Annotated in this window: 19 protein-coding genes; 12 read left to right on the forward strand and 7 right to left on the reverse strand. The window is 45.0% G+C overall.

The genetic code is table 11. The annotated features are described in order from the left end of the window. Position 1: 1 nt before the first annotated feature. Positions 2-2,470, reverse strand: a complete 2,469-nt coding sequence (thrA, locus tag ABUE30_RS06635) for a bifunctional aspartate kinase/homoserine dehydrogenase I (RefSeq protein ID WP_408622928.1) — start codon at positions 2,468-2,470, stop codon at positions 2-4. 513 nt (positions 2,471-2,983) lie between these two features. On the opposite strand from thrA, the gene ABUE30_RS06640 reads away from it, so the two are divergent. Continuing rightward, positions 2,984-3,517, forward strand: a complete 534-nt coding sequence (locus ABUE30_RS06640; protein WP_408622929.1) for a hypothetical protein — start codon at positions 2,984-2,986, stop codon at positions 3,515-3,517. On the opposite strand, the gene ABUE30_RS06645 is transcribed toward ABUE30_RS06640, so the two are convergent. Next, complete coding sequence (locus ABUE30_RS06645) at positions 3,514-3,984, reverse strand: DUF3293 domain-containing protein (protein WP_408622930.1); 471 nt, start codon at positions 3,982-3,984, stop codon at positions 3,514-3,516. The two genes, ABUE30_RS06640 and ABUE30_RS06645, sit on opposite strands and share 4 nt — an antisense overlap. 285 nt (positions 3,985-4,269) lie before the next feature. Here ABUE30_RS06645 and arcA point away from each other — a divergent pair, with 285 nt between their 5' ends. The 6 genes from arcA (at position 4,270) to ABUE30_RS06675 (ending at position 10,913) form a co-directional block, all read left to right on the forward strand. Then, a complete protein-coding gene (arcA, locus tag ABUE30_RS06650) occupies positions 4,270-4,986 on the forward strand; it encodes a two-component system response regulator ArcA (protein WP_408622931.1) in 717 nt (238 codons plus the stop codon). Positions 4,987-5,160: 174 nt separating this feature from the next. Then, positions 5,161-6,573, forward strand: coding sequence for a pyruvate kinase PykF (pykF, locus tag ABUE30_RS06655; RefSeq protein ID WP_408622932.1), 1,413 nt, complete (start codon positions 5,161-5,163; stop codon positions 6,571-6,573). Between the two features lie 250 nt (positions 6,574-6,823). Further along, positions 6,824-8,017: a sugar transporter gene (locus ABUE30_RS06660; protein ID WP_408622933.1), complete on the forward strand. Its 1,194-nt coding sequence runs from the start codon at positions 6,824-6,826 to the stop codon at positions 8,015-8,017. Positions 8,018-8,113: 96 nt separating this feature from the next. Beyond that, entirely contained in the window at positions 8,114-9,835 is a 1,722-nt protein-coding gene (locus tag ABUE30_RS06665) for a lysophospholipid acyltransferase family protein (protein ID WP_408622934.1), read from the forward strand. Between the two features lie 163 nt (positions 9,836-9,998). Then, positions 9,999-10,457: a methylglyoxal synthase gene (locus ABUE30_RS06670; RefSeq protein WP_408622935.1), complete on the forward strand. Its 459-nt coding sequence runs from the start codon at positions 9,999-10,001 to the stop codon at positions 10,455-10,457. Positions 10,458-10,517: 60 nt separating this feature from the next. Then, positions 10,518-10,913, forward strand: coding sequence for a VOC family protein (locus tag ABUE30_RS06675; protein WP_408622936.1), 396 nt, complete (start codon positions 10,518-10,520; stop codon positions 10,911-10,913). A 109-nt stretch (positions 10,914-11,022) separates the two neighbouring features. Here ABUE30_RS06675 and ABUE30_RS06680 read toward each other — a convergent pair whose 3' ends face one another. The 4 genes from ABUE30_RS06680 to ABUE30_RS06695 form a co-directional block, all read right to left on the reverse strand. Further along, entirely contained in the window at positions 11,023-11,688 is a 666-nt protein-coding gene (locus ABUE30_RS06680) for a super-infection exclusion protein B (protein ID WP_408622937.1), read from the reverse strand. Between the two features lie 72 nt (positions 11,689-11,760). Next, positions 11,761-12,807: a tRNA dihydrouridine(20/20a) synthase DusA gene (gene dusA, locus ABUE30_RS06685; protein WP_408622938.1), complete on the reverse strand. Its 1,047-nt coding sequence runs from the start codon at positions 12,805-12,807 to the stop codon at positions 11,761-11,763. A gap of 32 nt (positions 12,808-12,839) precedes the next feature. After that, complete coding sequence (locus ABUE30_RS06690; protein ID WP_408622939.1) at positions 12,840-12,995, reverse strand: hypothetical protein; 156 nt, start codon at positions 12,993-12,995, stop codon at positions 12,840-12,842. 948 nt (positions 12,996-13,943) lie between these two features. Next, entirely contained in the window at positions 13,944-14,333 is a 390-nt protein-coding gene (locus ABUE30_RS06695) for a tautomerase family protein (RefSeq protein WP_408622941.1), read from the reverse strand. 108 nt (positions 14,334-14,441) lie between these two features. On the opposite strand from ABUE30_RS06695, the gene ABUE30_RS06700 reads away from it, so the two are divergent. From ABUE30_RS06700 to ABUE30_RS06710, 3 genes are all read left to right on the forward strand, one after another. After that, positions 14,442-15,389, forward strand: coding sequence for a LysR family transcriptional regulator (locus ABUE30_RS06700; protein WP_408622942.1), 948 nt, complete (start codon positions 14,442-14,444; stop codon positions 15,387-15,389). A gap of 297 nt (positions 15,390-15,686) precedes the next feature. Further along, the gene (locus tag ABUE30_RS06705) at positions 15,687-16,157 is read left to right on the forward strand and encodes a DUF2867 domain-containing protein (RefSeq protein WP_408622944.1); all 471 of its coding nucleotides are present in this window, start codon (positions 15,687-15,689) and stop codon (positions 16,155-16,157) included. 253 nt (positions 16,158-16,410) lie between these two features. Then, complete coding sequence (locus tag ABUE30_RS06710; protein ID WP_408622946.1) at positions 16,411-17,475, forward strand: glycosyltransferase family 9 protein; 1,065 nt, start codon at positions 16,411-16,413, stop codon at positions 17,473-17,475. Positions 17,476-17,532: 57 nt separating this feature from the next. Here ABUE30_RS06710 and ABUE30_RS06715 read toward each other — a convergent pair whose 3' ends face one another. Further along, positions 17,533-18,135: a hypothetical protein gene (locus ABUE30_RS06715; protein ID WP_408622947.1), complete on the reverse strand. Its 603-nt coding sequence runs from the start codon at positions 18,133-18,135 to the stop codon at positions 17,533-17,535. Between the two features lie 238 nt (positions 18,136-18,373). On the opposite strand from ABUE30_RS06715, the gene ABUE30_RS06720 reads away from it, so the two are divergent. Both ABUE30_RS06720 and ABUE30_RS06725 read left to right on the forward strand, forming a co-directional pair. After that, on the forward strand, positions 18,374-18,958 hold the full coding sequence (locus ABUE30_RS06720) for a TetR/AcrR family transcriptional regulator (RefSeq protein ID WP_408622948.1): 585 nt from the start codon (positions 18,374-18,376) through the stop codon (positions 18,956-18,958). 81 nt (positions 18,959-19,039) lie between these two features. After that, positions 19,040-20,203, forward strand: a complete 1,164-nt coding sequence (locus ABUE30_RS06725) for an iron-containing alcohol dehydrogenase (RefSeq protein ID WP_408622950.1) — start codon at positions 19,040-19,042, stop codon at positions 20,201-20,203. Positions 20,204-20,220 lie beyond the last annotated feature (17 nt).

Here is a 20,220-nt window from a genome sequence, read left to right on the forward strand (position 1 = left end):
TCTAAATCTCCTGTTTCCAATTCAAGGTGCGCAAAATATCGGCAAACACACCCGCTGCGGTGACTGCACTGCCTGCACCGTACCCTCTTAAGACCAATGGCAGAGGCTGATAATAACGGCTGTAAAACGCCAATGCATTTTCACCGTCTTTGACTCGTTGCAGCGGATCGGCACCATCAATCATCTTAATGCGCACGGTGCAATGTCCATCATTAATTTCTCCAATATAACGCAATACTTTGTGCTGCTCTTGGGCGCTTGCAACTAACTGATTAAAGTACTCATCGGCTTGTTCAAGGCGCGCCATAAATGCATCCGTGCTACCACTTGTATCAAATTCAGGTGGCAGCGCAGGTTCAACCACAATATCATCGAGATCCAACATCACACCAGCTTCACGGGCCAAAATCAATAATTTACGCGCCACATCCGTGCCCGCTAAATCATCGCGCGGATCAGGTTCAGTAAAGCCATTTTCGCGAGCTAAACGAGTCGCGTCAGAAAAACGCATTCCCTCATCCAACTTACCAAAGATATACGATAACGACCCAGACAAGATGCCATTAAAGCGTTGCAATTGATCGCCCGCCTTTAATAGGTTTTGCAAGTTTTCAATCACGGGTAAGCCAGCGCCAACATTTGTGTCGTAGAGAAACTTACGGCCATTTTCTAACGCGCGTTGGCGCAATTCACGGTAATAACTAATCGACCCAGTATTAGCCTTTTTATTGGCGGTAACCACATGAAAACCGCGACCCAAAAATTCACTGTATTGGCTGGCAATATCATCACTGCTGGTACAATCGACAACCACAGGGTTAATCAAGTGATTCGCACGCACGAGTTCACAGATCACCTGCATATCAAACCCACCATTGGCACACTGAGCACCAAGCTCGTCTTGCCACTGGCTAAGATCAATACCGTTAGCGGCACTGATCATCGCTTTACTATTGGCGATACCGCACACACGAATACCAATCTGCTGCATTAATAGATGGCTTTGCTGAGCATATATTTGCTCAAGCAAGGCACTGCCAACCCCGCCACAACCAACCACAAATAGATCAATGTAATGGCGCGAATTGAATAGGTTTTGATGGCAAGCCCGAATCGCCTCTTCACTTTTATCATCAGCAACCACCGCCGAGATAGAACGCTCGGAGGAACCTTGGGCTATCGCGACAATATTGATAGAGACCTGTGCTAAGGCTGTAAAAAATCGCGCGGCAACACCTTTACTGGCACGCATCTCATCGCCAATAAGCGAGATAATTGCCAAATTATCAACCTGCTCGACAGGCTCCAATAATTGGTTTTTCAGCTCTAAGTTGAACTCGTCGCGCAGTGCCCGAATGGCATGCATCGCATCAATACTATAAACACAAAAGCTAATGCTATATTCAGATGACGACTGAGTGATCAGTACGACCGAAATTTTCTGCTGCGCCATGCAGGAAAACACTCGCCCACTCATTCCCGACATACCTTTCATACCGGGGCCTGAGACGGTCAGCATAGTGAGGTTACTTAAACTGGATAAGGCTTTGACCGCTTGTGGTGAGCGCGCAGCTTGGTGGGCATCAATCAACGTTCCGGGTAACTGGGGGCTGAAGGTATTTTTGATTAAGCAGGGAATTTGATACTGAGCAATGGGCGCAATGGTCCGTGGATGTAGTACCTTGGCCCCAAAATAGGAAAGTTCCATTGCCTCAGCATAGCTTAGATGTGAGAGCAGTTTAGCATCTGCGACTAAACGTGGGTCGCAGTTATAGACACCATCCACATCGGTCCAGATCTCGCAACAATCGGCATCAAGGCAAGCAGCCAGCACCGCGGCGCTATAATCAGAGCCATTACGCCCCAATACCATCGGCGCACCTTGGCTATCACCTGCGGTAAATCCAGGCATTAAATAGATAAACGTTGCTTCAAGCGGGTGCTTAGCAAACCGCTCACGGCTGACATTAATATTTACGCTCGCTTGTAGGGGATCACCTTCTCCGGCAAATAACTGGCGTGGGTCAAGGATTTCAGTCGCTTGTTCACGGCTCGCTAACAGCGCCTGCATGCAGACCACCGAGAGCTGCTCACCCGATGCCAAAATAGCTGCCTGTGTCAGTTCAGGGCGACATTTAAGCATCTGCATACCTTGGCAATATTGAGCCAGTTCGTGGAGTTTATTGGTCAGTTGTTGCTGCACCGATTGCAATGCAAAGGAAGGGTAAAGTTGGTGCAACGCCACAAATAGATCGGTAAATATCCGCTTAAAGTTATCCAGCGAGTACTGCACACTATCAGGGTTCTCAACATGCTCAATCAAAGCGACTAATTGATTGGTTATTCCCGCCGGCGCCGATAATACCACTGCCACGCGACCTTGCTGATACGTATTTAAAACAATATCAGCAACTCGATTAAAGCGTTCAGCATCGGCCAGCGATGACCCACCAAACTTCAAAACCCTCATGGATAACTACTCCTGATTTTTATAAAAAAAAGGCCCGTCGTGTGACGGGCCTTTAATCATTCGTGATGTTACGATCAGCCCGCTTCGCTCCCAATAATGGTGCGAATGGTGGTGGTAATAATGATCAGGCTAGTGATGTGTAACATAAACGACCTCATAAGAAACTTCCTTTACCTTTCATTAGTTAGAGGAAATTGTCAAGCGCAAATCCCGCAGACACTAGTGATCAAAAGTTTAACTCATCACATAATCATTTATGAAAAAGCCATATCACCAAATAAATAGCTGGCTAGATGATGCGTTAACCGAGAATACGTTGAGTCATGGTAAAATGTTCAGCATCATCCGCTACGTCCTTTTATTACCTATTAACTACATCGATGCTCGTTGGCTGCATAGTTTATCTAATCTACGACTTTTCAGAACATTTCAAGATACATGCTTATTGATAAAAAATAGACTAAAGTGATCAAAGGCAGATCGTTATTTATTCATTTTCAAAGGAGAGCAGCAATGCATTGGATGATGCAGCGTTGGATGATTTGTTGCTTAATGGTGCCTTTGCCCATGGTTTATGCCCAGATACGTCCTTCCAACCAGCAGCCTGTTCGTCAGCCCCCAAGTAGGGTGTTTTTTACCGAATATAACAAAACGACCCACAGCGCCAATGGGGTATATATTCAAACACTGCCAGAGGCGATCTCCGGCGGCTATCAGCAGCAATTGCCACGACATCTTAATTGGTTTATCGAAGCCGGCGTCAAATCACTTAGTGACACGCAATTAGTCGATATTGCCTCACTATTTGGGGTAAATCTATCAGCGGGAATACGCTATCAACCGCTTTCAAAACTGACTTTATCAGGGTCGGTCAACCAGCACCATTACCCTGATACATTAAACCACAATGATGCTGTATCAATGCGTGTCGCGGGTACTTATCTACTTTATCAGCAGTTCGAACTAAACGCTCATTACGCCTTTTTTAACCCCTTACCACTGCAAGATACCAATCAATTCGGTCTTGATCTGCACTATAACTTTTAAAACTTCCGTGCTAAACGAACATAACGAACGGGTTGAACCTGCCAAAAATTCTGCACATTTCCAAGCGCTATACATGCTCGCTGACCCACACAATCAACCAGTGACAATGAATGCGCATCAACGTTGTAAATCGACAATTGCCGCATTCGCTGAGCTAAACGACGTCCTTTGATCTCAACAACTGGGCAATAGCAACTCAATTCGCCATGGGAATCGTCGAGCGCACAGCCCCACACCAGCTGATAAGGCCAGCGCAACTGCCCAAGCAATCGCATCAATGCCAAATGACGATGATGATTAAGCCGTCGCGCAACGATTTGTCCATAGGGATTTGCCGCCGTTATAATAATCCCGGCCGGCCAACAGATGGGTTGTTTAGCGATTAAATCCAGCTGCTGATAGTTTTGCCATAACGCCTCGTCGTGTGGCTGAGAAGGCTGAATATGTTGTATGTAATTTTCTTTCATTATTTGGGATTGACTTGTATCAATAAGACGTTAAAAATTTGCAACCTAAGCATCCCTCAAGTTGTTATGTCTGTGTTAAGTACTTAGAATAGCACCATTAGATATATGAATTATTTATCGGATCATCAATAGTATGACGCGTCACTCTGCAAACTGGAATTATTTACCTATCTGGCAGGTGTAACACAACATCAACAATCACATGATCCGCTATGGGTGGCAGGCCCAATCAGCAGTCCAGCCACGACGTAACTATTTCCATTTATATTTTGATTGAGGAAGACCATGACACCAAATATTTTGATCGTCGAGGATGAACTGGTCACACGGAATACCCTAAAAAGTATTTTTGAAGCTGAAGGTTACCAGGTGTTAGAAGCCAATGATGGTGCAGAAATGAACGATTTGTTGGCTAACAACACTGTTCATCTGATTATTATGGATATCAACTTACCCGGCAAAAATGGGTTATTACTGGCCCGTGAACTCCGGGACAAAGAACAAATTGCCCTGATGTTTTTAACCGGTCGTGATAATGAAGTTGATAAGATTTTAGGGCTTGAAATTGGAGCTGATGATTACATCACCAAACCTTTCAACCCTCGTGAGTTAACCATTCGGGCCCGCAACCTGCTTAACCGAACTATCAATGCACAAGCTCCTCTAGAAGAGGGCCATGGTGTTGAGACGTATCGCTTTAATGGTTGGACACTCGACATTAATAGCCGCTCACTGATCAGTCCCAATGATGATCACTACAAACTGCCACGCAGTGAATTTAGAGCCATGTTACACTTTGTCGAAAATCCCGGACAAATTCAAACTCGCGCCGATCTGCTGAAAAAAATGACTGGGCGAGAGCTTAAACCGCATGACCGCACCGTTGATGTCACGATTCGGCGCATCCGCAAGCACTTTGAGTCGATCCCCGAAACACCCGAGATCATCGCCACAATCCATGGTGAAGGTTATCGATTCTGTGGTGACTTAGAACAAGATTAACGAAAACCCGCTGTTAACAGCGGGTTTTTTTCTCAACATCTAACAGGGTTTAAGTAATTTATAAAATTTTGATCAACGTTGGATTTGTTGTAATTTTTCTACATAACTAAATCGATTCAATTCTGTATAATAGTCCATATCTACGACTAAACTTATCATCTGGAGAGACCTTCCATGAAAAAAACTAAGATCGTTTGTACTATCGGCCCAAAATCCGAGTCAAAAGAGAAGCTGACTCAATTGGTTAAAGCCGGCATGAACGTTATGCGCCTGAACTTCTCTCATGGTGACTATGAAGAACATGGTGCACGTATCAACACGATTCGCGAAGTAATGGCTGAAACAGGCAAAACTATCGCGATTTTGCTTGATACCAAAGGCCCTGAAATCCGCACTATGAAACTTGAAGGTGGCCAAGACGTTTCTTTAAACGCCGGCCAAGAGTTTACCTTTACCACCAATCAAAGCGTCATTGGGAATAACGAACGTGTTGCCGTTACCTACTTAGGCCTTGCCCATGACTTAAATGTCGGCAACATGGTACTCGTTGATGATGGTCTGTTAGAAATGGAAGTCATCGCCGTCACCGAAGAAGACGTCACTTGTAAAGTACTGAACAATGGTGACTTGGGTGAAAATAAAGGGGTTAACCTACCAAGCGTAAGCGTCTCACTGCCTGCACTAGCTGAAAAAGACAAACGCGATCTGATCTTTGGTTGCGAACAAGACGTTGATTTTATTGCCGCTTCATTTATTCGTAAAAAAGAAGATGTATTAGAAATTCGTGAGCTGCTGAAAAATAACGGCGGCGAAAATATCCAGATCATCTCAAAAATTGAAAGCCAAGAAGGGGTTGATAATTTCGAAGAAATTTTAGCCGCATCGGATGGCATCATGGTCGCCCGTGGTGACTTAGGCGTTGAAATCCCAGTTGAAGAAGTGATCTTCGCGCAAAAAATGATGATCGAAAAATGTAATCGCGCTCGTAAAGTCGTCATTACCGCGACCCAAATGCTCGATTCAATGATCAAAAACCCTCGTCCAACACGCGCCGAAGCAGGTGATGTCGCCAATGCGATTTTAGATGGTACGGATGCAGTCATGCTCTCTGGTGAATCAGCGAAAGGCAAATACCCAGTTGAAGCAGTCACCATCATGTCAACCATCTGTGAGCGAACTGATGCGGTAATGCCTTCTCAGTTAGATCCAGCACACGATAGCGGTCGTCTACGCATCACTGAAGCGGTCTGTAAAGGTGCGGTTGAAACGTCTGAAAAATTAAGTGCTCCACTGATTATTGTGGCGACCCAAGGCGGTAAATCAGCTAAATCTGTGCGTAAATATTTCCCACAAGCAAACATCTTGGCGATTACCACCAATACCAAAATTGCTAAACAGTTATCACTGTCTAAAGGGGTTTATCCTTATGTTGTCGATGCTATTGACAGCACAGATAGCTTCTACCAATTAGGTAAAGAAATTGCTTTAGAAACAGCGCTTGCCAACAAAGGTGATATTGTCATTATGGTTTCTGGCGCGCTGGTCCCATCTGGCACCACGAATACCGCCTCTGTTCATGTTCTTTAAGAACCATATAGAGATATAATCCATGAAAGCCAATCAGCGGTATTGATTGGCTTTTTTAATATAAATACGACTAAAATTCAAATAGATAGCATGGTTCATCGGCGCTTTGGCCCCAGCCAATAGACAGATGGTCAGTGTGCTTATTCACCCCTCAAAAAATTGTCGACACTCCTGATAAAAATCTCGCCAATCAATTTGAATAGGACTATGATTCCGCCCAGCTAAATTCCAAGTCCTTACATCTCTCACAATGCAGCATAAACACTTAGAATGGTCAGTTTGGTTCCCGGTCATGAGCTTGGCCGTCGCGGCGTTCATCTTTAGTACATCTGAATTTATGCCAGTTGGCTTGCTGAGCAATATTGGACAAACGTTCCATTACTCACCGGCACACACAGGACTCATCATCACCATTTATGCTTGGACAGTTTCACTAACGTCTCTTCCTTGCATGCTATTAACTGGCCATATGGAACGCCGACAGCTACTGATTTGGGTCTTCGTCGGGTTTATTCTGAGCCACATTCTATCTGCCGTTGCTTGGAGTTTTTGGATCTTAGTTATATCGAGGATCGGCGTTGCGGTGACTCATGCTATTTTTTGGGCAATAACCGCATCCCTAGCAATGCGAGTTGCGCCACAAGGGCACACAACAAAAGCGCTCACAATGCTGGTTTTAGGGACATCATTAGCCACTATTTTAGGTTTACCATTAGGACGGATGCTGAGCCAAGCAATTAACTGGCGATGGGCCTTTTTATCCATCGGAGTATTAGCAAGTATCGGTCTGTTACTTATTAAACAATATCTGCCCCCATTAGCCAGTAAAAACAAAGCAGTCTTTCATACTCTGCCCACACTACTCAAACGCCCCGCCCTGATGAGTTTGTATGCGCTCACACTGCTATTAACAACAGCACACTTTTGTGCGTATGGCTATATTGAACCCTTTATTGTGTATATCGCTCATGGTAGTGCCAATTTTGCAACAGCCATCTTATTTATATTTGGGATAGCTGGAATACTCGCCAGCAGTTTATTTTCGCCACTGAATCGTTATCCATTTGCTTTGCTTGCAGGTTCCATCGCGCTGCTCGCCCTGTCGACCTATTTACTGCTACCGCTAGCCACAACACGGGGCCCCTTACTCACCTTGATATTATTGTGGGGATTAGCTATCACATGGATTGGTTTATGTTTACAGATCCGCATTCTTAAACTGGCCGATGATGCAGCTGATTTAGCAACATCGATTTTTTCGACAGTTTATAATATCGGAGTAGGCGCAGGGGCCTTAATCGGTCAGCAAATGATTATGAAACTGGGTTTAGCGCATATTGGCGAGTCAGCCGCACTACTGGCACTGTTAGGGTTGGTATGTTATTACTTCGTAAACGGCTATTCTTCGATGCACTCACCATTAGCCCATCATAAAATCCATTAAATGGTTTTGTGGCAATGCCACAAAATTGCCATAAATATGTTACTTGAATGTCATCAACTGTTTGTAGTCTGAAATGGCTAAATCAGGAGGATGGCTATGTTTTCTGTTGATCAAATTATGCAGGAACACTTTCCGGCGCTGCAGGATAAGCCGCGCCGCTACTCGCTACTTAAGCGAGTGCTAAGTAAAGTACTGTTTGAGGAAACGTTTCAAAGTTTTGAACAACGCTACCCGCAGTTAAAAGGGTTGGCATTCATTGAACAAGCTTTCGCCGAGCTGGACTTTAGTTACCAGCTATCGAGTAGTCACCGTGAGCGGATCCCAACCGAGGGAGCTGTTATTATTGTTGCTAACCACCCTATCGGCTCGCTTGATGGCTTGGCACTGTTGCACTTAGTCGGACAAATACGCAGTGATGTAAAAATTATTGCCAACCAAATGTTGTCTAGCATTACCCCCCTTGAATCACTCTTATTACCCGTGGATAACATGACGAGCAAGACACGCCGTCAACAGCTGGAAGGGTTGCACAACCATTTAGACAATCAAGGCGCATTAATTGTCTTTCCAGCCGGTGAAGTCTCGCGTTGGAAAAACTTACGCCAGCGCGATTGCCGTTGGCAAAGAGGTTTTGTCAAAATAGCAGATAAAAGCAAAGCGCCGATCTTGCCGGTCTATGTCAAAGCCCGCAATAGCTCTCTATTTTACCTGTGTTCGATGCTGAATAAATCACTGTCAACAATATTACTGGTTCGCGAGCTTTTTTGGCACCAAGGGCAAACCATTGAGATGGTGATTGGCGAGCCGATCCCCCACCAAAGTTACCGCCACTTGACTCTGGATCTCGCTACTCGTGCGCAGCTATTACGTAAGCACACCTATCGAATTGGCGCTGGTAAACCCGGATTATTTCAAACTGAGTCAGCGGTTGCTCACCCACAATTACGCTCTACGTTAACCCAAGCGATTGAACAGTGTGAAAAATTAGGTGAAACCCCAGATGGTCAACAGATTTATTTGTCTGAAGGCAACCATCCTGAGGGACTTCTCGCCGAATTAGGCCGTTTGCGCGAGCAATCATTTCGAGCCGTCGGTGAAGGAACCGGCCAACGCAGTGATACCGACCACTATGATGCCCAATACATGCATCTAATTTTATGGCATCCCGACGATCAGCAGATTGTCGGTGCTTATCGACTCGCAGACAGCCGTAAAATCATTGCAGAAGATGGCTTAGATGGGCTCTATAGTCATACGCTATTTGAATACCAGCAACAAGACTGTACATTCTTACAGCACGGATTAGAACTTGGCCGTAGCTTTGTGCAGCCTCGCTATTGGGGACGTCGTAGTTTAGATTACTTATGGCTAGGACTCGGTGCCTTTTTAGCTAATCGCCCGAATTACCGTTACCTGTTCGGCCCAGTCAGCATCAGCGCTAGCTTGCCGCAACCGGCTCGTGATCTATTGGTCTATTTTTATCAGCGCTATTTTCCGGCTGATTTTAGTTTGGCCCGCTCTCGCAACCCTTACTTATTGGAGCAACAGATCCAACATAATCTGAGTTTAACCTTTCAAGGTGATGACTATCAGCAAGATTTTGCCTTGCTCAAAGGTGCTCTGACTAACATGGGTTGTGCCATTCCAACCTTGTATAAACAATACACCGAACTATGCCAACCGGGCGGTGTACAATTTATTGACTTTAATATTGATCCTGATTTCAAACAATGTGTCGATGGGTTAGTTCTGGTCGATATTACTCAGCTTAAAGCGAGTAAATACAAGCGCTATATTAGCTATCACCAACACACATAAGCGATTCGATACCGGCCTCACAAAAGGTCGGTATTTCCCCCTGCCGCATCGTCAACCTAACCGACATCACAAAACCTCATTGTATGCTTGTAATCTTTTGCCCAAAATACCTTGAACGGAGTAATATTAATTTTAACTCTTTGATACCAGACAGGAACCATCTATGAAACTGATTGAGCGCACGCTGCAAGCCAAAAAACAGATAGCCCTTGTGGCTCACGACAATCAAAAGCCAGCATTGATGCAATGGTGTCGCAAAAACCATGATGCTATTAGCCAACATACACTGTTCGGCACCGGAACCACTGGGGCGCTACTAAATAAAACCGGGTTAAAGGTGAGTTGTTTACTTAGTGGCCCGATGGGTGGCGATCAACAACTAGGTGCGATGATTGCTGAGGGACGCATTGATATGCTGATTTTCTTTTGGGATCCACTCGAAACGCTCCCTCATGACCCAGATGTCAAAGCGCTACTCCGTTTAGCCACCGTTTGGAATATTCCCGTTGCAACCAATGAAGCGACCGCTGATTTTCTGATCACTTGCCCCTACTTCGCGCAAGAATTTAAAACGCAGATCCCCGATTACACAGGTTATTTAGGTGAGCGAACCAACATCTAGTATAACCCGCACACTAAACAGCACCTTATTGATAAGTCAATAAAATGACAAGGAGATATCATGATTGATCATATGAGTACATATACGACCGATTACTTAGCCGCCAAGTCGTTTTACCAAGCGGTATTTTCAGTATTGGGGTATTCATTGCAAATTGAACTCGTTGCCGAGTGGAACCATGATTTTCCGACACAGCGGATGTGCGCATTCGGAGTGGATGGTCAATTTACGTTTTGGCTGATTGAAACCAAGGAAAAATTCACACCCAGGCATGTTGCATTCTCAGCAGCCTCGCGTAGTGCAGTTGTCCAATTTCATGATCAAGCACTGCAACATGGTGGTACAGACAACGGTGAACCGGGGCTTCGTCCTATGTACCAGGAGCATTACTACGCAGCCTTTGCCATTGATGTAGACGGCAACAATGTTGAGGCAGTCTGTCACCTCCCAGAATAATTGCCATTTCATCAGCCTTTGGCATCCAACCACAAAACAGTGCAAGGCATTTCAATAACTTTGCACTGTTAAGAGCGTTGAGGCCGACAAAATAACACCTTAACACTATCTACGAAGCCATAGGGGGATGATCCATATGCATCGGCGCATCACTATCCGATTGATTGCTCGTTTTGATGCGGAACACTTTACCCGAATAAGTTCGATTCGCTTCATAATCGGGTTGTAAAAATATAGGCCGTAATTTTTTAAGTTTATCGAGCTGTTCACCTGTCAAATTTCCGACAGGCAACGATAAAGTCCGATAGCTAAGTAGTGGCCTCGCTGCCAACGAGATCATACAATCAACACGATCCAATTGATCGAGTAGCTGCTGCGGCTCATTCATCTCCAAAACCCCATTATGCAGCAAGTTCGCTACCGCCGGCTCTTTGACAGGCAAATGCAGCACACTGGTACGACGGATCACAAACTCGCGAAGAATTGCGCGCTCAGTATGATCCAAGCAGCGAATCAGTGATTCGATATTTTGTTGTGCTAAACGTTTTTGCCAGCGCGCTTCAATCACCTTCCACGCCCGTACAAATAACCGCCCTAAAAAATAAGAAACGGCAATAAAGACCCCTCCCCATGCAAATAGTAACATGTGGGCATCGATCTTAACCGGTAGATACGCCGTCGGCACGAGCAGGAATAACCCAGCTGCAAACCCCACCCAAGCCAATGTTGTGGCGACAATATTTAGATCCGCTATTTTTTGTATAAGCCAACGCATAGTTAGACACTCCAATTGCCAATAAACTGACGTATCAACCATGGAGCAAACTCTGTGCCAGCTCGAGGATCTTTAATGATCCCTCGCGATCGGCTCACCAACCTGCGCTAATGCGTTGAGCAAAACATCGACATTGGCGCCCGTTTGATGAGCATGTTCGCTCAAATAACGCCGCCAACGCCGTGCACCTGGAAGGCCTTGAAATAATCCTAGCATATGCCGTGTCACTTGCGCTAAACGGCCGCCGTCAGCTAAATGCTGCTCAATATAAGGCACCATCGCCATCACCACTTGTTCACGACTTAACACCGGCGTCTCATCATCAAATAAAACGCGATCAACCTCAGCGAGCAGATATGGATTTTGGTAAGCCGCGCGCCCTAGCATCACCCCATCGACATGTTCAAGATGCTGCACACACTCTTCAATGGTATTAATTCCACCATTAATGGCAATATGAAGAGCAGGATAATCACGTTTAAGCTGATAGACCCGCTCATAATTAAGCTCTGGGATCTGCCGATTTTCCTTAGGGCTTAACCCTTGTAGCCACGCTTTGCGCGCATGCACAATCAGATCCGAGCAGCCAACTGCTACCAGGGCATCAACAAAGGTGGTTAAAAATGTATAGCTATCAAGCTCGTCAATGCCAATGCGCGTTTTAACCGTTATTGGAATGACCACCTCATCTTGCATTGCTTTCACGCAATCGGCCACCAGCTGCGGCTCGGCCATCAAGCAGGCGCCAAAGCGACCATTTTGCACGCGATCAGACGGGCAACCCACATTGAGATTGATCGCATCATACCCGCGTTGTTCAGCCAGCTTCGCGCACTGCGCTAAAGCGTGCGGGTTACTGCCCCCTAATTGCAGCACCAACGGATGTTCAGCCTGATTAAACAATAGATAATCACCACGCCCTTGCAAAATCGCCCCAGTGGTGACCATTTCAGTGTAAAGCTGTGCATGGCGGCTGATTAAACGCAAAAAATAACGGCAATGGCGGTCGGTCCAATCGATCATGGGGGCCACGCTGAATCGACCACTGAAATAGGTTTCTTCACGATTAGATAACGCGTTGTTATTTGATGACTGATCAAAATGTTGTGTTTGACTCATGGTTAGCTAATCTCAACTATTGTTAGCAATGGCTACCCCATAAACGCGGGGATACCCAATAGAATTTTTTGATAATAAGCGATGTCCATTTCATGCTCTAAACACGCAAAAAGAGCAACGATCCATCGTGCTTTCGCGGCAAAGTCCAGCTCAAGCAAAGGCCGTAGTATATCGCGAATCGTATACATTCGGAAAACTCTCCCATGCAAAAGCATCGAGCTCGCCGATAGTCCATACGCAAAAGCCGGGGATTGACTGAGTAAAACTGAAAAACCAACCAGTTGAGAATTAGTTATCTATCGAAATGATGTGCTGGCCCGTTAAAAAAATGGGTCGAACCAAGATACGAGCTGACTATGCTGATGGGTACAGAACTGGCTAAAATCTGGGCAGACAAACTCACAACCTCCGATTTAGTGGCCTACTGCAAAGATCGCAAGTCTTCCCGCGTGAAGCCGCAAACTGTTGGTGGTAATATATCAGAGCAAAAGCAGTAAAGCCTACCTCTCCACAGACCGGATCATCATGAATGAACCACGTATTTCTGTGCTTCATTAACCTCAACTTGTAGAAGGTCTTGTAACTGTAACACCAGCGTTTGCTGCCACATCGTACCCAATGTGCAGCTGAGCTTCGTTGAAATGCAGGAACATCAGAATATGCCAGCGTATTCTGTGTAGTAAACATCCCGGCAAGACACAAAAACACAGAACAAATAACGCTGACGATCAATATTGAAAAGGTGAGCCAACGCTGCGCCCCTTCATCACCCGAGAGCATTTTCAGATCAACTAGAGTAAATTTTTCCGCCTCAGAAGCAACACAGATTTCATATACTAATTCAACGCTGAGTGGCTCACCTCACCATATAACGCATTCATAGGAAGTGACACTGAGTATTCTCACTCAACCCCTTATGTTGAGGCCACTATGCCACGATGCCTTTCATATGAGACAAAACAGTCACCGTGACAGATCTCTATTAGATGAGTTGTGGCTCAATCACCATACAACCTTCGCAAAAAATGATGGTTCAACAAGCAAGCTTTGCAAAAGATTCTGGAAAAGTAATTATTATATACTAATCAAATCCTTATAAGCATCCAAAGCAAAAAATCTAGTCGCAAAGGGAGCAATTACAGCGTTCCAGTAAAATATTGCGCTTCACCGAAACCAAAACTCCAGTCATCTCGACTATTGGTAAAATAGGCGATCATTAAATCGGTGCCTTTGATCCCGCATTTAGCCTCTAGGGCAGCGGCTAATTCTTGCATAAATTGATGTTTTTGCGATTCGCTTCGCGGGCTGGTAAATATGCGGAGCATCACTAAATTATCGGTGCGCTCAAAGCCTAGACCGGTATCTTCAAAAATCATCTGATACCGTTTGTTTTCATGAACAATCTGGTAGCGATCCCGCTCTGGGACTTGAAAGACCTTAACAACAACGTCGTGAGTCGTATCTAAAAGAGCTTTCACTTCTGATTCAGAGCGGCCTTCAATCAGATCAAATTGGAGTAATGGCATAGCTAGTATCCTCAATAATTTTTATATCCAGCCATTATATTGGCCTTTTAAGTGACAAAGAAAAAGCGATACACTGAAACTCATTATTCACTATTTTGAACAATCGCTGTGAAACAGATCAACAACGAGCATTTATGGGAGCATCTCTACTGGCTCACTATTTTGGCTGAACAACAAAGTTTTACTCGAGCAGCTGAGCGGCTAGATGTCAGTAAATCGGCAATGAGCCAAAAAATTAAGGAGTTGGAAACACTCGCTGGAGTGGCGTTGGTGCAGCGTACGACTCGCAGCGTACGGCTCACCGAAGCCGGTCAAGAACTGGTTAATGATCTCACCACACCGTTTGCTCAAATTACACAAAGTTTTTTAGCTATTTGCGACAGCTCTGGTCCGGTACGTGGATTAGTACGAATGACTGCGCCAGTCGCCTTCGCCCGCCAGCATCTGATAGCATTGATCAGCAAATTTCTGAAAATTTACCCGCAGGTACGAGTCCAACTCGAAGTCACCGATCGCATCATTTCACTGGCCGCTGAAGGGTTTGACATCGCCGTTCGTCACTGCCAGAAAATCCCTGACACCTATGTTGCTCAATCCCTGTGTACAACCCGGACAATGTTGGTCGCATCGCCAACTTACCTGCAGCAACACGGCTTGCCAGAGCATCCATCAGAGCTTATCCATTATGATTGCTTGTACTATCCCAGAGGAAGCAAATTACCCAGTTGGCGATTTCAACACAATCACCACACCGAGATCCAAATAGCCGTTGATGTCAGTGCGCTCTTTGCCACAAATAATAGTGAGTCAATCCGAGATGCCGCCATTGAGGATCTGGGCATTGCCATGCTCCCTGATTTTAGCGCCAAAGCAGCTGTTCTAGCAGGAACATTGGTAGAGGTCCTGCCGCAGTGGCAAATTATTGATGAATTTGCTCATCAAATTTGGATCATTCGGCCCTATTCGGCCAAAGTGCCACGTGTTGTCACCGTTTTTACTCGCTGGTTGCGCGCTCAATTTGAACTCAAAAATCAGTCAACCGTCCGTGATGATTAAGCAACTATCAACACCGCTAAAGCATCGTATCAGGCGACATAAATGAAGTGTCGTTAAAATTTAAATTTACAAAAGACACCTTGTATGATGATTTAATGATCTGCCACTGTGAAACTATTCAGCAAAACACGAGCCAGTCGAACACGCTCATTAGCGCCGATTGACACTACATTTAAAATTTAGCCCAAGATTAATTCGTCCTGAGTATGGTTAAACTGTTATAAATTTCAATACAGGTGCAGCTAGACCCATTGAGTGGTATGTATCTAAATAGAAAATTTATCGGGATAATCGAATATGAATAAAGTAATAACAACCGAGCTTCCAGTGACAAGCCTTTTAGGTGATCGAGTGGCGTCAACGGACTTCATAGACTGTTATTCGATTGAGTCTGAACTATCACCACGACATGCAGCGCAAATCATCACCAATTTCCCAGTATGGGCGCGTTTTCTCATCGGAATACGCAACTTGCTGACTAGGCCACTTGGACTTTCAAGTGATGGTCCGTCAGCAATAGATAAAGTGGGGTTTTTTCCTGTTGAAACTGAAAATAGCCATGAATTGATTGCAGGGTTCAATGATAAACATTTGAACTTTCGAGTGTCTGTTATATCGCAAAATGGGAGGGTCTATCTAGCGACATGGGTTCATACTAACAATATAGCGGGACAACTCTATCTGAAAGCCATTCTTCCATTTCACATTTTAATTTCTCGTAATGCTTTGGCCCGAGTCAAAGAAGAAAGTCACGCAAAGAAAACGTAACCCGCGACGACTTGATTGAGGGAAGGTTACGCATGACGATTTGTCATTGTTTTTGCGAAAAACAAAAAACGGCAACAATGCCACCCAACCTAACGCTGTTTATTTATGGCAACAGTGCACTCATAAAAGTGACAATTTCACCAACTATCCCCTTGATAAATTGTACAAAGGTGAATAAAAAGTTGATAACCAAAAGTCGACATATTCTACTCTAACATGCAGCCATCAATATCCTGAGGATGGTTTGTCTGTCATGGTAAGTATGCAACGCATTCGAAATGTCGCGCGACGTTTTGATCAATATCGAAGACGCCACTCGCACCTCTTAGAGGGGCTTGTCTATAAACTACTGGCGATGATCGCTCCGGCGACTAAAACGCACTTCGACCCACAGCAGCTCGATTCAATTTTAGTCATAAGAAGTAATAAGCGCCTTGGCAATGTGCTTTTTTTATTACCGTTTTTAAAAGCGCTGCGTCAGCAATATCCAATGGCCAAAATAGAGCTATTAGTCGCCCGATCTTGGCAAGCTGAGTTATTTTGTGGCTGCGCGTTGGATGCGGTGCATGTCTCTAATTTTTCATTTCGACATTTGCTGAAATGGTGCCGGTTGCTAGGTCGGCTACGCCAAACCCACTATGATATGGTCGTCATGCCGTTTCGTTCTTCATCAGATACCTTAACTGCAGCATTTTTACATAGCCACTATAAGGTGGCGTATCATCATCCACTGCACCAAAGTATTTTTCGCCATAGCGTAAGTAGCGCGCAGCGTCTCGAGCATGCTGCGTTCTCGGCGCTTAAACTGCTTAATCTACCCGATGCGCCATTTCAGTGGCCTTTCACCCAAGAAGAACTAGAACTTTTGCGGCGACATAATCTAGCAAAAAATCGCTACCGGATTGGTTTTTTCCGCGGTGCCAGAGGGGAAAAAATCTTGCCTAAAAGCTATTGGCAACAATTGGTTGAATCCCCTTTATTGCAGCGAGCAGATATTGAGTGGGTCGAGATCCTTGCACCTGAAGCAATAGATGGTTTATCCATAAACCACACTTGGCTTAAATGTTTAAGTCTGCGTGAGCTTGCTATGCATTTAGCGGAGCTAGACCTATTTGTCAGTGCCGACACGGGCCCGCTTCACTTAGCCGATGCAGTTGGCGCGCCTTGCATTGGTTTATTTAGCCACACCGATCCTGTGATTTATGGTTGCCTGAATGTACACAGTACCAACCTTGTTGACACATCGGAGGCGCCAAACCTTGCCGCTGAGCAAATAGCGCAACATATTCAGCGTCTATCGTCATCTTATGCAGCATAAGCTAAAAAGCCCACAACTGTGGGCTTTTTGATCTGCACTGGTAACGGGGTAATCGTTTTAAAACATCATTTGAGATTTTAAGTACACGACATCATCAGCATTAGATGCACGGTTACCATTGTAATTGGTGTTCAGGTGTTTCAGCCCGACGTTAAAGGAAAGATCCGGTAAATAGTTATAACCAACCTCGCCACCGAACGCCGTTTGATAATTTACTTTATTCCCCGACCCCATATTGATGTTATCAACACCATAGACTTTATAGAAAGTTGCTGGTGTTAACGGCCCAGTCAGCCCTAGCTCAGTATGAAATAAATCAAGATTGTTGCCGTTGACTGTCGATAGATAACCATGGTTATTCACTGATGTATAGCCGACTTCACCATAGCCAATCATTCCCGAGTTACCAAAAGGCATAAAGCCACCGACATGAACACCTAACGAGTCAGCATGACTACCACTATGATGGCGATCTTTATCATAACCTGCTTGACCGCCAATATAGAGATTTGGCATCACTGTTTTGTCAAATTCAACCGTTCCTTGGTGTTGGTCGCCACCTAATCCATAGCTAAACCCTAAATTATTGAATTGATCAGCATGGGCAACCTGACTTGCCAATGCAGTGCCAAGCACTGCACAAATAACGTTGAATTTCATCATATATTCCTATCAAGGGTGAAAAATCCCCAAAGTTTGCAGGAATCATTAATCTAGCCTCATGTCTAACAATAGGAAATATATAAAATCCAATACATCTGGATAAACTGCATAGTCGCTACCCCGTAGACACAGCCACGATGAACCCAATAACGCAGCAAATCTTTATATAACGGTGGGTTGACCGGAAAGTAACACACTCTAGACGACTGGTCTATTTTATGATAGATTACTACGCATGACAACAAAAGACGTTCGACACCATATATTAGCCACCGCAGAGCAAATCATTAGTCATAAAGGATTTTCTGCCGTAGGCATTAACGAGCTACTTCGCGCAGCCAATGTACCGAAGGGCTCGTTCTATCACTATTTTGCCTCAAAAGAAGCATTTGGGGTGGCCCTGTTAAAGCATTACTTTGATGACTATATCGACCAGTTAACCCAATTATTCGCCGCAGATACCAATCATCCAGAGCAGCCGTTAATAAGCTACTGTCAGCAATGGCAACATACCCAGAGCTGTCAATCATTAACCCATCGCTGTTTAGTGGTCAAATTGGCCGCTGAAGTTAGCGATCTCTCGGAAGCCATGCGCCAAGTGCTCAATGATGGCATGCAAGCAATTATTGAGGTGTTGGCTGGTGCACTCTCAAAGACCCAAATCATGCAGCAATTGCCTGGGCATCCGTCGGCTGAGCAATTAGCACAACGAATTTACCAACTTTGGCTAGGGGCGAGTTTGCAGGCCAAAGTTTATCACAGTGATGAGCCATTTGAGTTAGCGATGGCAACCACCCAAAGCTGGCTCCAGTTGGCTTAAGACGCTGAGTGATCTGCACCGAAAGCACGACTTATTCAGTACTTTCGGATTGATACAAACCCACAACAACAAGGTTTGATGATGAATAACTTTGATTTCTATAACCCAACGCGAATTGTCTTTGGTGAAAATACCATTGCTCAACTTGATCAATTAGTGGCTAAAGATGCCAAGATCCTACTCCTCTACGGTGGACAGAGTGCCAAGAAAACAGGCACTTTAGATGAAGTGAAAGTGGCACTGGGCGATCGACAAGTCCAAGAGTTTGGTGGCATTGAACCCAACCCGACTTACGAGACACTGATGAAAGCGGTCATGCTGATCCGCGAACAGCAGTTTGACTTTTTATTGGCTGTAGGCGGTGGTTCGGTCATCGATGGCACTAAATTTATTGCCGCAGCAGCGCTCTTTGATAAAGAGCAAGACCCATGGTCCATCATGGAAAACTATGGCAACAACATTAAACAGGCATTGCCCTTTGGTAGTGTGTTGACATTGCCTGCAACTGGTTCTGAAATGAACAACGGCGGTGTGGTCACCCACAAAGCTAAACAAGCTAAATTACCATTTAGAAGCCCACTGGTTTATCCGCAGTTCTCTATTTTAGATCCAGTCAAAACCTACACCTTGCCTGAGCGTCAAATCGCCAATGGCGTGGTCGATGCGTTCGTGCATACGGTTGAACAGTATTTGACCTATCCAGTCGATGGTATGGTTCAGGATCGTTTTGCTGAAGGCTTATTGCAAACACTCATCGAAATTGGCCCTAAAGCGCTCGCAGAGCCACAAAACTATAGTGTTCGCGCCAATATCATGTGGGCGGCAACCATGGCGTTAAATGGTCTAATTGGTGCCGGTGTGCCACAAGACTGGGCGACCCATATGGTAGGCCATGAGCTTACAGCTCGCCATGGCATCGATCATGCGCGTACATTAGCCATTGTACTACCAGGTATGTTGCAAATACGCAAACAAAGTAAAGCGGCTAAACTCAAACAATATGCTGAACGCGTTTGGTTGATCACTGAAGGCAGCGATGAACAAAAAATCGATGCGGCCATTGCCAAAACTGAAGCATTCTTTGAGCAAATGGGCATTGGCACACATCTTAGTGATTATGGACTCGATGAATCAACTGTCGCCCCGCTGATTGAGCAATTAACCAAGCATGGCATGATTACCCTAGGTGAACATGGCGATGTGACTCCTGAGATGAGTCAGGAAGTATTGATATCTCGCTTATAAACTATGCTTCTTTAAAA

Origin of the sequence: Celerinatantimonas yamalensis (genome assembly GCF_046054155.1) — a bacterium.
GTDB classification, from domain to species: Bacteria; Pseudomonadota; Gammaproteobacteria; order Enterobacterales; family Celerinatantimonadaceae; genus Celerinatantimonas; species Celerinatantimonas yamalensis.

Excerpts from the sequence above, each read along its gene's own strand:
- thrA (WP_408622928.1), bottom strand. The coding sequence starts at position 2,470 with ATGAGGGTTTTGAAGTTTGGTGGGTCATCGCTGGCCGATGCTGAACGC.
- ABUE30_RS06640 (WP_408622929.1), top strand. The coding sequence starts at position 2,984 with ATGCATTGGATGATGCAGCGTTGGATGATTTGTTGCTTAATGGTGCCT.
- ABUE30_RS06645 (WP_408622930.1), bottom strand. The coding sequence starts at position 3,984 with ATGAAAGAAAATTACATACAACATATTCAGCCTTCTCAGCCACACGAC.
- arcA (WP_408622931.1), top strand. The coding sequence starts at position 4,270 with ATGACACCAAATATTTTGATCGTCGAGGATGAACTGGTCACACGGAAT.
- pykF (WP_408622932.1), top strand. The coding sequence starts at position 5,161 with ATGAAAAAAACTAAGATCGTTTGTACTATCGGCCCAAAATCCGAGTCA.
- ABUE30_RS06660 (WP_408622933.1), top strand. The coding sequence starts at position 6,824 with ATGCAGCATAAACACTTAGAATGGTCAGTTTGGTTCCCGGTCATGAGC.
- ABUE30_RS06665 (WP_408622934.1), top strand. The coding sequence starts at position 8,114 with ATGTTTTCTGTTGATCAAATTATGCAGGAACACTTTCCGGCGCTGCAG.
- ABUE30_RS06670 (WP_408622935.1), top strand. The coding sequence starts at position 9,999 with ATGAAACTGATTGAGCGCACGCTGCAAGCCAAAAAACAGATAGCCCTT.
- ABUE30_RS06675 (WP_408622936.1), top strand. The coding sequence starts at position 10,518 with ATGATTGATCATATGAGTACATATACGACCGATTACTTAGCCGCCAAG.
- ABUE30_RS06680 (WP_408622937.1), bottom strand. The coding sequence starts at position 11,688 with ATGCGTTGGCTTATACAAAAAATAGCGGATCTAAATATTGTCGCCACA.
- dusA (WP_408622938.1), bottom strand. The coding sequence starts at position 12,807 with ATGAGTCAAACACAACATTTTGATCAGTCATCAAATAACAACGCGTTA.
- ABUE30_RS06690 (WP_408622939.1), bottom strand. The coding sequence starts at position 12,995 with ATGTATACGATTCGCGATATACTACGGCCTTTGCTTGAGCTGGACTTT.
- ABUE30_RS06695 (WP_408622941.1), bottom strand. The coding sequence starts at position 14,333 with ATGCCATTACTCCAATTTGATCTGATTGAAGGCCGCTCTGAATCAGAA.
- ABUE30_RS06705 (WP_408622944.1), top strand. The coding sequence starts at position 15,687 with ATGAATAAAGTAATAACAACCGAGCTTCCAGTGACAAGCCTTTTAGGT.
- ABUE30_RS06710 (WP_408622946.1), top strand. The coding sequence starts at position 16,411 with ATGGTAAGTATGCAACGCATTCGAAATGTCGCGCGACGTTTTGATCAA.
- ABUE30_RS06715 (WP_408622947.1), bottom strand. The coding sequence starts at position 18,135 with ATGAAATTCAACGTTATTTGTGCAGTGCTTGGCACTGCATTGGCAAGT.
- ABUE30_RS06720 (WP_408622948.1), top strand. The coding sequence starts at position 18,374 with ATGACAACAAAAGACGTTCGACACCATATATTAGCCACCGCAGAGCAA.
- ABUE30_RS06725 (WP_408622950.1), top strand. The coding sequence starts at position 19,040 with ATGAATAACTTTGATTTCTATAACCCAACGCGAATTGTCTTTGGTGAA.